Here is a 14,655-nt window from a genome sequence, read left to right on the forward strand (position 1 = left end):
TTGTCCTATCGCTAAGGTATCCGACCGACTCGATTAAAACTTGGTAAATCGCTAAAGGCCTGCCAATGCATCCAAATAGCAAAGGCCTGCCCTACTATATTCTCCTCAGGCACCTGACCCCAAACGCGGCTGTCACTGCTATTATCGCGATTATCACCCATCATAAAATAATGACCAGGGGCAACACTTGTCACAAAATCGCCGCGATAAATCCGTTTATCATGATGAATAAAGTGATCAACATTACCCAGCTGTTCACTCAACACTTGGGTCACCGGCTGCAAGGGCGGCACTTCAGCTATTAAGGTTCGCTGGATTAACTCATCATTAATATACAACTGCTTATTAACGTAGCGAATCTGATCACCGGGTAGGCCCACCACGCGCTTGATAAAGTAACGGCTATCGTTAGGAGGAAAAAACACCATCACATCGCCGCGCTTAGGTTCTCCGACTTCAAAAATTTTGGTGCCGACTACCGGCAAACGCAGACCGTAATTAAACTTGTTGACTAAAATATAGTCGCCCACTTCTAAACTAGGCACCATCGACGCAGACGGAATTTGAAATGGCTCAATAACAAATGAGCGCAAGACCAACACCACTAGTAATACCGGAAAAAACGAGCGGGCATTTTCGGCAATAGGCAACATGCCACCGAACTCAGATTTTAATGCATCTTGATCCTGTTTCACAAAGTAGGTGATATACACCGCCACGTTGCCAGCGCTGACGTAAGCTTGGCGAGCCTTTTCAAAGACAAAGCGATCCAAGCCAGCAATAATGCCTGCGACAATAGTCAGCACGACTAATGCTAGTGCAAAATCACCATCTTTCAACAATACCACGCTAGCAATCCAAGCAAACCACGCAAATACAACCACGCGATAAGTCCATTCGAGCCAGCCAGGCACCACTTGCTGACGGAGCGTCTCCGCGTCGCCGGCCGTGCGCTTCTCGGCACACCATTTCAATGCCTGCTGCATTTGTCGGCGGCCCTTCACTTCTTGAATCAGCCAGACGACTAGAGATACAGCCGCAACAACCATTAGAATCAAATTCACCATGCGGCTATTTATCCTTTAACTATCAATTTTAAGTACTGCCAAAAAGGCGGTTTGTGGAATTTCAACATTGCCCACTTGCTTCATGCGTTTCTTACCGGCTTTTTGTTTCTCTAATAACTTACGCTTACGCGATACATCACCGCCGTAACATTTTGCGGTAACATTTTTACGCAATGCTTTTACCGTTTGCCTTGCAATAACATGCCCGCCAATGGCGGCCTGGATGGCAACATCAAACATCTGCCGGGGAATTAATTCCTGCATTTTATCAACCAACTGACGGCCGCGATTTTGAGCAATATCTCGATGCACAATTAAAGCCAATGCATCCACTCTATCACCGTTAATCAATACGTCCAGTTTGACTAAGTTTGCCGCTTCAAAACGATCAAAACTATAATCCAAAGACGCAAAGCCGCGGCTCACCGACTTCAGTCTATCAAAAAAGTCTAGCACGACCTCGCTCATGGGGATTTCCCAGTTTAAGGAAACTTGCTGCCCCAGGAACTGCATGTCTTTTTGCACACCACGCTTCTCTGCACATAGGCTAATCACATTACCCAAATGCTCTTGCGGCACCAAAATATTGACTCTGGCGATTGGCTCACGGGTTTCTTCGACTTCACCTGGATCTGGCATGGAAGACGGGTTATCAACCATCGCCACTTCACCGTTCTTTTTCAACACCTCATAAATTACCGTGGGCGCTGTGGTGATAAGATCTAGGCCGTATTCGCGTTCCAAGCGCTCTTGAATAATTTCCATGTGTAAGGTGCCAAGGAAACCACAGCGAAAGCCAAAACCTAGAGCGTCTGAGCTTTCCGGCTCATAGAACAAGGACGCGTCATTAAGGGTGAGTTTACTCAGCGCGTCACGAAAATCCTCATAATCTTCTGTCGACACCGTAAACAGACCCGCATACACCTGCGGTTTCACTTTTTTGAAACCGGGCAATGAGTCAACTGTGGGCGTCGAGGCGTGAGTTAAGGTGTCCCCTACCGGAGCGCCATGAATATCTTTGATGCCGGCAATAACAAAGCCAACTTCACCCGCGCGCAAGATACCAGTTGATGTCTGTTTCGGGGTAAAAATACCGACAACATCTACCACCTGCGACTTACCGAGCGACTTGGTGATAATTTTATCACCGCGCTTCAAAGTGCCATTTTTGACCCTGACCAAGGACACAACACCTTGATAATTATCGAACCAAGAGTCAATAATCAGCGCTTGTAAGGGCGCGTCGGGGTCACCAACGGGTGGCGGGATTTTTGCGACCAAATGTTCCAGAGCATCAATAATACCCATGCCCGACTTAGCGGAAACGGCAACCGCGTCACTGGCGTCTACACCAATGATTTCCTCGATCTCGTGTTTTACCTTGTCTGGATCGGCTTGGGGTAAATCCATTTTATTCAAAATGGGCAATACTTCCAGCCCCTGCTCTATAGCCGTATAACAATTCGCGACCGACTGCGCCTCTACGCCCTGCGCCGCATCCACCACCAATAACGCCCCTTCACAGGCAGCTAAGGAACGCGATACCTCATAAGAGAAATCAACGTGACCTGGTGTGTCGATGAAATTAAGCTGATACGTCTTGCCATCGAGTGCAGTGTAGTTAAGCGTGACCGACTGAGCTTTGATGGTAATACCGCGCTCGCGCTCAATATCCATTGAATCTAAGACCTGAGCGGACATTTCACGCTCTGTCAGACCGCCACAGGTCTGAATGAAACGATCCGCTAGGGTAGATTTACCGTGGTCAATATGGGCAATAATTGAAAAATTGCGAATTAAATCGAGACTAGACACGCTCGGCTTATACCTCAGAGAAACAAAAATGGTGGATTTTCAGAGGCGCGATTGTATCGCAAAGCCGCAGCTCTAGGCTATGAATAGACTCACTCAGAATAGGCTGTAGCGTTAATAGCAACGGAATTAATCAAGGATGGGTCATATTTAGCCACCACAGTGGCCTGAAAAGCGGGTTTATTCTGAATATACATCGCGTGTAAACGCACCATCACCATACCGACAACGAAGCCGCTTAAGGCGCCTATGGCCGCAGTGACGTCGCCCGGCTGGTATTGTGCAGCCAGGGCCATACCCGCAATCATGGTAAATAATGGCACTAAGTAGACCATCATAGCGCCAACAATCAGAGCTCTCTCCGGAATACTGATTTCTACTTCGTCGTTCAACTGAAATGAATCTGCCGCGAGGGGTCCAAGCAATACTCGCAACTGATTGCGGCGGCCGTCAGTCACTTTGTTCATTAAACCTTGGCCACACCCCTTTTGAGCGGCACAGCTGCCGCAGGTGCTGCGGCGAATTGTCTCTACCCACAAAGCGTGGTCTTCGATTCCGACAACGCGGCCTGTTTCACTGATCACGGCTGCTCCCAACTCAAAGATTTTGCCACTTGCTTGGCTGTTAACATCGGCACCTCACCAACTACTGTCGCAAACATCCCCGAATCAGGGAAGGCGACGGTATAGCTTACCGAAGCGCCTCGGCGCATACCACCCTCAGCCACTTTCGCCGCGCCAGTATCAGCCTTTAAGAGAGGCTCCACAAATACCGACATCACTGCAAGACCATCGGTATAAGTGATTGCGCCGCCATCATCTCCGGTGTCTTGTAAGGGCGTAAATCCCGCAGGAATCCAGTTAGGCCGCCAGAGCTGCGCCCGGCTTGCCACAGGACCATCTAGCGCAGCTGGTGTGTGCTCAACTTCGATGGCACCATCGACCACTAACTCGTTATCGGGAATATTCAAATCTAACATAACGTACTGAAATCGCTCCAGCACCTTGCCCTGCTGGTTTACAATATCTGAGCGAAGTAGCAAGCCGGTTTCCTTGTCCAGCGATAATTGATACCCAAGACGGTAAACATCACGCGGCTTTATTGACAGAGTTACCGTATCGCGGCCTGCCACCCGGCCTTCACCTTCTATATCAAGGTCGTAATAGCGATAAAAGCCTTGGTCTTCATCAGGATTAACAAGCCGAATTAACTGAGGCCCCGGGTGAACACAATTAACGTCGTGTCCGTGATGAACCAAGTCTTGGTGATCACCGTCAAGCGACTCCAAGGCTTCAAATTCTTTGCCTTCATTGACAATATGAGTAATACGATAGCTACTCAGCTGGTCACCCAGCTGATAAGTCACAATAGCGCGATAATTTAATTCACGATGACTATGCGTCATTCGATTAAGCAGTTCACTTCCCGAGTCAAGGCTGAGGACTGGGGCACTAAGCAAAACTGCAGCGAGCGTGGTGCAAGCAAGCCTAGCAATCACCCTATTCGGACTCCTGCGAGACAACCCGCGCGTAGGACACCATGCCTTGACCATTATTAAACGCAGCCCGATCGGTGTGCTTGCGCAAATATGCTTCAAAGCGCTTACGAGACTCAAGATCGTTATTCAGTAGCGGCCCGGCCGGGGAAGCCTGCGCCTGAGCACTAACCGCTACCCCACCCACTGCCGCTGACGACGCCTGCGCAGGATACACTCGACCACTCACACCATTATTGTCGGCCACCATTTGCGAGGAGCCACCAAACATGTTGCTACCCAGCGAGCCAATAACGACCACCGCAGCAACACTGGCCGCAATGGCAAGTCCAGAGACAGCCTGTTTCCAGCCATTCTCGGAGCCACTCATCTGCTCATCGCCGGCAATTTCCGCCATAACTCGCGAGGAAATATCCCAGCCTAAAAAAGGACTACTTTCGTTTTTGAGCAGCTGCTGACTGCGGTGTAAGTCAGCCCACTCACTGCGAATTGCCTGCTGGTCAGCGTTGAGAATACGCCTGAGTTCCAGTTCGCTCGCCTCGCCATCCATCAATGCTGATAGAGACTCTCTGACGGTATCGCTCATAGTTCCACCTCTTCGCCACTTATCTGGGCTTTAACTCGCAAATCGACTGCTTCTCGGGCGCGAAAGATCCGCGACCGAACTGTACCGACCGGACAATCCATCACCGATGCAATATCTTCATAACTTAAACCATCAAACTCACGCAGACTAAGGGCAGAGCGCAAATCTTCTGGCAGCGCTTTTATCGCATCTTGGACCACCTTCTTCAGCTCCTCGCCGTAAAGTTGGTTCTCTGGTGTTTCAATATCTTTCAGACCAGAGGGGCCTTCAAAATATTCAGCGTCCGCAACATCAATATCCACTCCGGGTGGCCGGCGATTCCGCGCCACCAAATAATTTTTTGCGGTATTAATCGCTATTCGGTAAAGCCACGTATAAAACGCACTGTCACCCCGAAATCTAGGTAGGGCACGATAGGCTTTTACGAACGCCTCCTGTGCAACGTCCTGAATCTCGTCATTATCTTTCACATAACGCGAAATTAAACCGAAGATTTTGTGCTGATACTTAAGCACGAGTAAATCGAATGCACGTTTATCGCCCTTTTGTACTCGCTCGACAAGTTGCTGGTCGGTCTGTTTAGGCTCGGCCATATTGCCTCACCGCAAGCCTGGCGGCGACATCTACTGAGTAGACCACCGGGGCTAAAAGAAGTTCTGTCATCGTATCCCTTTTCAGCATCTTCACCGCTTAATGCGATGGTTACGCAGGCAAATATTGGTAAGGCGACTCTCAATCAGTATACTTTCCGCCAATTTAGGTCCCGAGCGGCATATTATAGCTGCACTGCGACAGGAGCAAATAACAATATGACCCACTACCATTCACACGATGTTCTAGTGATAGGAAGCGGGGCCGCGGGTCTCACCTTGGCACTACAACTAACAGATACTGCGCGTATCGCCGTTATCAGCAAAGGAGAGCTTAATGCCGGTTCTACCTACTGGGCACAAGGCGGCATTGCGGCCGTGCTGCACGATGGCGACAGCGTAGACGCTCATGTTGCCGACACTTTAGTCGCCGGCGCCCAGCTCTGTCACGAAGATAGCGTGCGGTTCACCGTTAAAAATAGTAGTGACAGCATTAAATGGTTGCTGTCACAAGGAGTGAAATTCAGCCGCTACGAACACGGCAGCAACGCCTTTCACCTCACCCGAGAAGGCGGCCACAGTCAACGGCGAATTATTCACGCTGCCGATGCCACAGGGCGGGAGGTGTCGAACACCCTTACCGCTCGCGCCAAAGAAAACCCCAATATAGAAATCTTCACTGGCCACGTCGCAGTCGACCTTATCATCGATCAACATCGCTGCCATGGCGCCTACGTGCTGAACAGAGACAGCGGTCACGTCGAATTGTTCCACGCAAAAGCTATTGTGTTGGCCACCGGCGGTGCCAATAAGGCCTATTTGTATACCAGCAATCCAGACGGCGCCAGCGGTGACGGCATTGCCATGGCTTGGCGGGCAGGATGTCGGGTCGCAAATATGGAGTTCAACCAATTCCACCCCACCTGTCTTTATCATCCTAAAGCTAAGTCTTTCCTCATTACCGAGGCTATTCGTGGCGAGGGCGGCCGACTTATCTCGGCCAATGGCGAACGTTTTATGTTTCGCTACGATGAGCGCGGAGAGCTAGCACCACGCGACGTGGTTGCACGAGCGATAGATCACGAGATGAAACGCCTAGGCAGCGATTGCGTCTATCTCGACATTAGCCATAAATCGCCTGATTTTTTACTGGAGCACTTCCCCACCATTAAAGCCCGATGCCTTGAGCTGGGAATCGACATAACCCGCGAAGCCATCCCGGTGGTTCCCGCCGCTCACTATACCTGCGGCGGGATTATGGTAGACCGGCGCGGACAGACCGATATACCCGGACTCTATGCGATTGGTGAAACCGCTTTCACGGGCCTGCATGGCGCAAACCGCCTCGCCAGCAACTCCCTCTTAGAATGCTTTGTATATGCGACCTCGGCGGCCGCAGATATCCGGCTGCGACTGCCCAGCTTACCGGCACCCGATATCGCCCTGCCCTGGGATGAGTCACAGGTCACCGACTCTGACGAAGACGTTGTGATATCCCACAACTGGGATGAATTGCGTCGCTTCATGTGGGACTACGTGGGAATAGTTCGCACCAATAAACGCCTAAAGCGGGCCTTGAATCGAGCGGCACTGCTACAGCAGGAAATTGACGAGTATTATTCCAATTACAAAGTCAGCAATGACTTACTTGAGCTGCGGAATCTGGCCATGGTGGCAGAATTGATTATTCGTTCGGCAATGCAGCGCACAGAGAGCCGAGGCCTTCATTACACACTCGATTACCCAGAGCAGCGGGAGGTAGCCGAAGATACCATCCTAACGCCGGAGAATTATAAACCACAGTTGATCAGCGCCATTATTTAGCCCATACGGGCAAAACTAGCCAGCTGACGCAACTTTCGATAGGCGTCAGGGCTAACTTGGTCTGCCAGCACTGGCACGGTGCGCTTCTGACCGCCGAGGAGCTTAAAACGCAGCACTACGGCAAACGGCAATACCGTCGTATCAATACAGTCAACTCGCTGCACCAAGGGGCCGCTAGCTCTTCGCACATCGCCTTGATAAATACGCCACTGGTCATGAGAAAACGCTATCCGGCCCAGTGATTGGGCGCGAAAAAAATACACGTCGCGAAGTATAAAAAAAACAGCGCTACCGATCAGAAGCATTGATGCTGCGACGGCTAGCAAAGCCGGCAGTGCCAACCATAAGCACATCGCTGCGATGCTGTGCACCGCGACAAAATAGGCACACAAACACCGAGACGGCTTAAATTTAAGATCGAGGGGTTTTGGTGAACGTAGTGATGTCATTGACGATCATCGCTAACTCCGGGTCTTCAGGCAGACTTCTACTTAAAAACCACGCAAATAATTCGGTATCTTCGCTCTCCAATAAGCGAATAAAACGCTGCTGACTCTCGTCATCTAAACCTTGAAAACGATGCTCCACATAGGGTACTAGCACCAAATCCAACTCCAGCATGCCGCGACGACAGGCCCAGCGAATTCGCTTGAACTCATTTTCTGAAACCATTATCTTCCACTTCGTGACGGTAGCCTGCATTAAGCGACTACAATAACGCGTATTATAGCGGCAATCGGCGGCAATCACACCGCGCTAAATTTATACTTGCGCACTGGCAAACCGGCACTAGTCGCAACACCCAACCCTCTGAGAGACTATGAATACATTCTGGGAATTTTTAAGCGCTCGATATCCGAATAGCACTACCTCGACAAGGCATTACTGGCATGCAGATAGCGCGTCAGAGCAGACTCTTAGCGACTGCAATATCACTGCGCTGAGCCAGTATGGCTTCGTGGCTGTTGAAGGACCAGACAGCAGTAAATTCCTGCAAGGCCAGACGACCTGTGACTGGCGTAAAATAGACACTGAACATGCTGCGCTGGGAAGCTACTGCAATATTAAAGGCCGCATGGTTATGAGCTTTATCGCCGGCATGCAAACTAGCGATGCGGTATTACTCAGGCTTCATGCCGACACTGGCGACTCCGCCTGCGCCACCCTGGCAAAGTATATCGTCTTTTCAAAAGCAAAAATTCGTAATGCGACTGCAGAATACCTCGCAATCGGTATCTGCGGAAAAAACGCACGAAGCCAATTAATACAAAATATCGGTATAGCACCGACTGCGTCGATGACCCAAGTCACCGATGGTAAAACCGTATTAGTTCAGCTAGACGACAGTGGTGAGCGCTTTGAATGCTGGACACCGGCCGCCGGTGCAATTGAACTGTGGACCAAGCTTAGCGCCGGGGCTACTGTCATCGACTCGACACACTGGGAAGCGCTAAATATTGCGGCAGGGCTTGGTGAAATCTGCAGCACCACCCAAGACACATTCATTCCGCAAATGCTAAATTATCACGTTATTGGTGGCGTCAGTTTTAATAAAGGCTGCTACACAGGGCAAGAAGTGGTCGCCAGGATGCAATATCGCGGCAAACTGAAGCGCCGCCTATATCGCGCTAAAATACTCCGCTCGGAGACAGTATTTGAGCACCTACCCGGTGCCGACTTATTTAATGGCGATGGACCACAAAGTATTGGCAACTTAGTCTCTGCGGTTAGCCGCGGCAAGGAAACTGAACTCTTAGCCGTGCTCACCGAAGACGCCGTAAGCGCGAACGATATTCACTTTGCGAATGAGCCTGCCACCTTGGAAATATTAGATTTGCCCTACGCCATCCCCTCGGCAAAATAAAATGAGTGGCGCAGCTAACCGCGCCACCCTTCTCGTGCAAATAGTACTAATAGCGGGTTTAAATTCGCTTAAGCACCATTCGAGTGCCGGCGTTCATCAGCGGCACTAACAAACGATCATAGCAGCCCGGGAAGACCCTTTGGATCAAATCTAAAAACTTGGCATCACTGCCGATAAGCACCCGGGGCTTAGATCTACGCATACCGCGAATAATAACGGCAGCCGCTTTTTCAGGGGTGGTAGCCGCAATGCGATTAAAAATATCTGCCGTTTTCGCTGCATCTGCCACATTGCCAGTTATTGAATTTAAGTGCCGGCCATTATTGGCGATATTAGTTTTTATACCTCCAGGATGTACCGTAACCACCCTCACATTGGTGTCGCGAATATCCTGACGCAGGGATTCCGAGTAGCCTCGCACAGCAAATTTAGCGGCGTTATAAGAAGATTGCGACGGTATAGATATCAAACCGAACAAAGACGAAATATTAACCACACAGGCCTCTGGACGCGTCAACAATTCAGGTAAAAATGCCTCAACACCGTTAATAACACCCCAGTAATTCACCCCAAACAACCACTCCATATGTTCACGCGGCTGCTCAGCTGCATGACAACTCAGCGCCACCCCAGCATTATTAATAATACCGTCAACCACGCCAAAGTGATCTTTCACCGACGCGGCCCACGCTATCATTGCGGTATTATCACTAACATCCAACTTGGCCAAAAATAATTCCGATTCGCCGCCATACTCGCGCAGGAATTGTAAATTTTCTTCCACAATATCTGAGGCCGCAACCCGCGCGCCGGCTGCCCTTAGGCCAATCACTAATGCGCGGCCAATACCTGAGCCTGCACCGGTCACCGCTATTACTTTATTGTTAAAATTCTTCACGATTAATTCCTATAATCAACTTGTCGCGGCAATTGTCGACTCACTTGTTGGCGCCTCATTTGAGGTAGCCAAAAACTCATATTCCACCGCTGAAAAGTGTCGTGTTGTTAGGCGATATTGCCAAGAAAAGCTTGGCCATAGGGTGGTATTCTTGCCATCTTTAGTTAGATACCAGCTATTACAACCCGATGTCCATGTAGTGCCTATAAAGCGCTGCTGAATGTCAGCATTGAATTCCCGCTGTACCATAGGCTTTAAATCGAGATACTTATTACGATTGTTACGCAGCGTTTTTAAATACTTCAAAATATAATTTATTTGCGATTCTATATAGAAAATAACTGAGGTATTTCCGGGCCCCGTGTTTGGCCCCATGACATAGAGCATATTGGGATAACCCGATACGGCCATGCCTTTGTAGGCTTCGCTGCCAACAGCCCAATCTTTATCTAGCAATCGCCCACCCGCTCCTCGAATAGGAATGGGCGCACCAGAGACCGGCACTTTAAAACCGGTTGCAAATATAATCGCATCAACCTCATGGCGCTCACCGTCAAGAGTATATACCGCGCGCTCATCAATTTTTTCGATGCCGTCCACACAGACACTGACATTATCTTGAGTTAGCGCAGGATAGTATTCATCTGATAACAAAACCCGTTTACAACCCATGGCGTAATGCGGTGTCAGTTTTTCTCGAAGGACGGGATTGGCCACCACCTTCCGCAAATAGCGACGCCCCATCGCCTCACCAAAACGAGTGAGAAAGCTATCCCACATAAAAGCAGGCACAACACTTTCTGCCAATAAATATTGCAGGCGACGAACTGTTTTCTGCAGTATCGGCCAACGTCGATATAAGCGCTGACGACTAAGACTCAAGGGTTTATCAAACTTCGGCATCACCCATGGCGGCGTGCGCTGAAATACCTTTAATGACTGCACCTTCGGCTGGATTGAAGGTATAACCTGAATTGCGCTCGCGCCAGTGCCAATGACCGCTACCCGCTTGCCGACCAAACTGTAGGTCTTATCCCACTCTGCGGTGTGCATTACTTTGCCTGTAAAATTATCCACGCCCGTTATTGCGGGGTATTGCGGAATATTTAAGGCGCCAATTGCCATGACTACCGCACGGGCGCGACGTCGACTACCGTCGGCAAACGTCAACGTCCACACGCCGCTAGCTTCGCAAAAAACCATATCGCTCAGCGCTGCGTTAAACTTTATTTTGTCCCGCAACTTATATTTATCGGCGCAATGGCGCAGGTAATGAAAAATTTCTTGCTGAGGCCCGAAAGTCCTACCCCAGTCGGGTTTTGGTTCAAAAGAAAAGGAATATAAATGTGAAGGCACATCGCAGGCTGCGCCTGGATAGACATTGTCTCGCCAGACACCACCGACGTCGCCCGCCCGCTCATAGATAACAAAGTCGTTAAGCCCTTGCTGCTGCATGCGAATCGCTAGGCCCAAACCACCAAAACCAGCGCCAATAATGGCAACCTCGTCCAGTCCACTTTTATGCGGCGCCATACTGTCATTCTTCGTCATTGCCTTTATACCACTCTTGTTCTTGCTTTCCAGAAATCGCCCAGCACTCTTGCCGTTAGTCCCGGCTCTTCCAGCATGGGCAAATGACCCACCGCGGGTAAAATCATTGCCTTAGCACCATCGATTTGCTCACAAAATTGGTCGGCACAGGTCACATCCAAAACTTGATCAGAGTCGCCCCATAACACCAAAGTAGGTGCGGAAATCTGAGCCAAACTCAAAAAAGTGTCTTTTAGAGAGTCGACTAAATGCGAGAAGATAAAATCATTTACCGGCTTGCGATGGCTCATTGCTCCGGCCATAAAGAAACTCAGGATCATGCCAAAAATACGCTGACGACGGTGCAATGCTATTGCAAAAACTCGCCATGTATCACCGCGGGACGTCGGCGATAAATAATTGACCCCCGCCGCCAAACCACTTTCCAACTGACTAAGATGCCTCCCCGGCACTCCCGCGGAGTTCATAAGACACAAGGTTTGAACAAGGTGCGAATGCCGCGATGCAAGCTGAGCAGCAATGGCCCCGCCCATAGAGCTACCGGCAATATGCGCCTTATCTACGCCTAAGGCCTGCAACCAGACCGCAATACGATCGGCCTGCGCAGCCATTCGGTAATCGCCTTCAGCATGGAAATCGCTATCACCAAAGCCCGCTAGGTCGGGCACTAAGAGGTAATTATCTCGGCGCAGCTTTGCCGCCAAATAGCTCCAATTTTCTTTGCTTGACCCAAAACCGTGGAGCAATACTACGACGGGGCCGGCACTATTTCCGCCGGCCCAATAACAAATATTATGATCGCCAACTTGCTGAACTCGACGCTTCAATCCTGCTTGAACATTCATTAACGGTTGCAGGCGTTGCCATAAACTTGCTTTAGGTTTCCAGCGGGCTACTCGCGCTTTATCAATATCAGCCAACGGCGTCGCTAAATACCGATCACGCATGGTATCTAGCTCCGCCAACATCGCGGTATTTTCTATTGCAATTTCATTGACCGCATTCACGCCGTAGCACCAGCCAGCTTATCGTCGTAGGCGTTAACTTCATCGACTAAAGAATCTACCTCTTGTAGATAGTGGGCATTATCATGATCCCAAGGGTGGAAGCCCGGCTTAAAGTAATCCAGCCAATCAGGGATCGTTCTGCGTAGCATTCCCGGCGAGCCCCATAGGAAGTTGATGGTTTTAATCCAGCCCTTAATATTGAAAAGCTGACCTTCCCGACGCACTAGCCCGATATGAAATGGAATAACCATCGCCCAGAAAATAGTTGTCGCGGTAATCAAAGCTAGGCAACGATGCAAATAGCCGACAACCCCACCACCAAAAACTTGCTGATACACATCGTAAGCCACCGCCTTGTGCTCTGTTTCTTCCAATGCATGCCATTTCCAGATTGCAGCATATCGTTCCTCTGCACCCTCAAGGCTGCGTGGCTCACTAAGCACCATATTGGCTAAAATTGCGGTGAGATGTTCTAAAGCGATAGTGCCCGCAAGCTGCGTCGACTTGGGTGTATAGCGGGTAAAAAACTTTAATAACCCGACGATAATTCGGCCATAACGATCTGCTGGCATTCCTTTTTGCACTAAAGCGTCGTTATACTCTTCATGTTCACGACCGTGCATTGCTTCCTGACCGATAAACCCACGTACTGACTCCTTTAGCTCCGGATCGCGAATCCGATCCCGGTAGTGGCGCACGCTATCAATAAAAAATCGTTCGCCATCTGGAAAAAAAATCGACAGGGCATTAAAGAAATGGCTGATATGAGCACCACCCGCGTGCCAGTCACCGATGCGGTCTTTAGGTAAGTGGAATTCAAGATTACGACGTACCGGCTGAACGATAGTTTTCATAAAGCTTCTCCCTAACAGGTTATTTTATGTAACATCAGACAATGTAACACCATATGATGCAACATTAATCTTGACATCATTCAATGTCAAGTACATCCGTTCAAAAACTTTCTCCTATTTGAGCGGCCTTAAAATTAGGCCCGCAGGGACACGGTCCGAGTAAAATCCACGATCAAGGTCGCAAGCTCTTCGGGGTGAGATAAAGGCAACCAATGGCCACCACTGACGTGATGAACGGAGGTGTTTGGCGCCCACTCAGATATTCCAGAGTACAAATCTGCGCCAAGAAAACGATCATGAGTGGGAATTACAAGATGCACCGGCACCTCACTAGTCCGCTGACGCGGCTCGCGGAAACAGGGCAAACAATTGGCCCTATACAGCGCCATACCGTGAACACCATCGCGCCGACGCTGCGCTCGCTCGGCCACTATATCTCCGTGGGTTTCAATGCCTTCAAATACATACAATGAACGCGACCAATATCGCCCCAGCACAAAACGCCACAAGAACGCAGGGAGCAACGGCAGATGAAAGAACCAGATATACCAAGAGCGGAAAAATTGTTTAACCATCGAGCGCACGCCGTCCTTCTCTCGCAAACGTTGACGCACCCAATGGCCCATATGATCCAAGCAGGGGCCTGATATGGAGGTATAAGATAAAATTTTATGTTGGAATCTGGGACAGCTGACAGACTCCCAGCTCTGCACCGAGCCCCAGTCGTGACCAACTAAATGAAACTTAGGCTGGCTACAAAACTGCGCAGTTACGGCCTCTAGATCTTCCTGCAGCCGCCCTAAGCGATAGGCATTCTGATCAGCTGGCACCGCCGAGTTTCCCGCTCCACGAACGTCGTAGCGGATAAGGTAAAACTGATCGACAAGGTAATCCGCAAGCAAGTTCCAAACACCGCTATTGTCGGGATAGCCATGCACCAAAACAATATTCGGCTTGCTAGGATCCCCCTGGCAATACACCGCAAGCTTGACGCCTCCGGAATAACAGAACTGTGGCTCGGGGAGCAGACCTCCGGCGTTTTTGTGCTCGGCACTAAGCTCGTCAGACGCTAACATTCTCATAGTACGTTCCAATGCAATAATTTAG

Annotated in this window: 15 protein-coding genes; 2 read left to right on the forward strand and 13 right to left on the reverse strand. The window is 49.9% G+C overall.

Annotated elements, in window-relative coordinates; all coding sequences use genetic code 11:
* Positions 1 to 11 precede the first annotated feature (11 nt).
* The 6 genes from lepB to rpoE form a co-directional block, all read right to left on the reverse strand.
* The gene (gene lepB / locus AB4875_RS12055) at positions 12 to 1,067 is read right to left on the reverse strand and encodes a signal peptidase I (protein ID WP_368376304.1); all 1,056 of its coding nucleotides are present in this window, start codon (positions 1,065 to 1,067) and stop codon (positions 12 to 14) included.
* A gap of 15 nt (positions 1,068 to 1,082) precedes the next feature.
* Positions 1,083 to 2,882, reverse strand: coding sequence for a translation elongation factor 4 (gene lepA / locus AB4875_RS12060; protein ID WP_368376305.1), 1,800 nt, complete (start codon positions 2,880 to 2,882; stop codon positions 1,083 to 1,085).
* 89 nt (positions 2,883 to 2,971) lie between these two features.
* The gene (locus AB4875_RS12065) at positions 2,972 to 3,463 is read right to left on the reverse strand and encodes a SoxR reducing system RseC family protein (RefSeq protein WP_368376306.1); all 492 of its coding nucleotides are present in this window, start codon (positions 3,461 to 3,463) and stop codon (positions 2,972 to 2,974) included.
* Positions 3,460 to 4,431, reverse strand: a complete 972-nt coding sequence (locus AB4875_RS12070; protein ID WP_368376307.1) for a MucB/RseB C-terminal domain-containing protein — start codon at positions 4,429 to 4,431, stop codon at positions 3,460 to 3,462. The genes AB4875_RS12065 and AB4875_RS12070 overlap by 4 nt, the downstream gene beginning before the upstream one ends.
* Entirely contained in the window at positions 4,379 to 4,960 is a 582-nt protein-coding gene (locus tag AB4875_RS12075) for a sigma-E factor negative regulatory protein (RefSeq protein ID WP_368376308.1), read from the reverse strand. The genes AB4875_RS12070 and AB4875_RS12075 overlap by 53 nt, the downstream gene beginning before the upstream one ends.
* Positions 4,957 to 5,553 carry an RNA polymerase sigma factor RpoE gene (gene rpoE, locus AB4875_RS12080; protein WP_368376309.1) on the reverse strand — a complete coding sequence of 199 codons (597 nt, stop codon included), beginning with the start codon at positions 5,551 to 5,553 and terminating at the stop codon, positions 4,957 to 4,959. The genes AB4875_RS12075 and rpoE overlap by 4 nt, the downstream gene beginning before the upstream one ends.
* A gap of 216 nt (positions 5,554 to 5,769) precedes the next feature.
* On the opposite strand from rpoE, the gene nadB reads away from it, so the two are divergent.
* A complete protein-coding gene (gene nadB / locus AB4875_RS12085; RefSeq protein ID WP_368376310.1) occupies positions 5,770 to 7,374 on the forward strand; it encodes an L-aspartate oxidase in 1,605 nt (534 codons plus the stop codon).
* On the opposite strand, the gene AB4875_RS12090 is transcribed toward nadB, so the two are convergent.
* Positions 7,371 to 7,823 carry a protein YgfX gene (locus tag AB4875_RS12090; RefSeq protein WP_368376311.1) on the reverse strand — a complete coding sequence of 151 codons (453 nt, stop codon included), beginning with the start codon at positions 7,821 to 7,823 and terminating at the stop codon, positions 7,371 to 7,373. The genes nadB and AB4875_RS12090 overlap by 4 nt on opposite strands.
* Entirely contained in the window at positions 7,786 to 8,046 is a 261-nt protein-coding gene (locus tag AB4875_RS12095) for an FAD assembly factor SdhE (RefSeq protein WP_368376312.1), read from the reverse strand. Before AB4875_RS12095 ends, AB4875_RS12090 begins: the two co-directional genes overlap by 38 nt.
* A 148-nt stretch (positions 8,047 to 8,194) precedes the next feature.
* Here AB4875_RS12095 and ygfZ point away from each other — a divergent pair, with 148 nt between their 5' ends.
* Positions 8,195 to 9,238 (forward strand): CAF17-like 4Fe-4S cluster assembly/insertion protein YgfZ, encoded by a 1,044-nt coding sequence (gene ygfZ, locus AB4875_RS12100; RefSeq protein WP_368376313.1) that lies wholly within the window; start codon positions 8,195 to 8,197, stop codon positions 9,236 to 9,238.
* A 58-nt stretch (positions 9,239 to 9,296) separates the two neighbouring features.
* Here the strand turns inward: ygfZ and AB4875_RS12105 are convergent, their stop codons facing one another.
* The 5 genes from AB4875_RS12105 to AB4875_RS12125 form a co-directional block, all read right to left on the reverse strand.
* Entirely contained in the window at positions 9,297 to 10,136 is an 840-nt protein-coding gene (locus AB4875_RS12105; protein WP_368376314.1) for an SDR family NAD(P)-dependent oxidoreductase, read from the reverse strand.
* 15 nt (positions 10,137 to 10,151) lie between these two features.
* Complete coding sequence (locus AB4875_RS12110) at positions 10,152 to 11,687, reverse strand: flavin-containing monooxygenase (protein WP_368376315.1); 1,536 nt, start codon at positions 11,685 to 11,687, stop codon at positions 10,152 to 10,154.
* A gap of 5 nt (positions 11,688 to 11,692) precedes the next feature.
* The gene (locus tag AB4875_RS12115; protein WP_368376316.1) at positions 11,693 to 12,694 is read right to left on the reverse strand and encodes an alpha/beta fold hydrolase; all 1,002 of its coding nucleotides are present in this window, start codon (positions 12,692 to 12,694) and stop codon (positions 11,693 to 11,695) included.
* Positions 12,691 to 13,548: a metal-dependent hydrolase gene (locus tag AB4875_RS12120; protein ID WP_368376317.1), complete on the reverse strand. Its 858-nt coding sequence runs from the start codon at positions 13,546 to 13,548 to the stop codon at positions 12,691 to 12,693. The genes AB4875_RS12115 and AB4875_RS12120 overlap by 4 nt, the downstream gene beginning before the upstream one ends.
* A 134-nt stretch (positions 13,549 to 13,682) precedes the next feature.
* Positions 13,683 to 14,630: an alpha/beta fold hydrolase gene (locus tag AB4875_RS12125; RefSeq protein ID WP_368376318.1), complete on the reverse strand. Its 948-nt coding sequence runs from the start codon at positions 14,628 to 14,630 to the stop codon at positions 13,683 to 13,685.
* Between the last annotated feature and the right edge of the window lie 25 nt (positions 14,631 to 14,655).

It is taken from the genome of Zhongshania sp. R06B22, assembly GCF_040892595.1.
In the GTDB taxonomy this organism is placed as follows: Bacteria; Pseudomonadota; Gammaproteobacteria; order Pseudomonadales; family Spongiibacteraceae; genus Spongiibacter; species Spongiibacter arctica.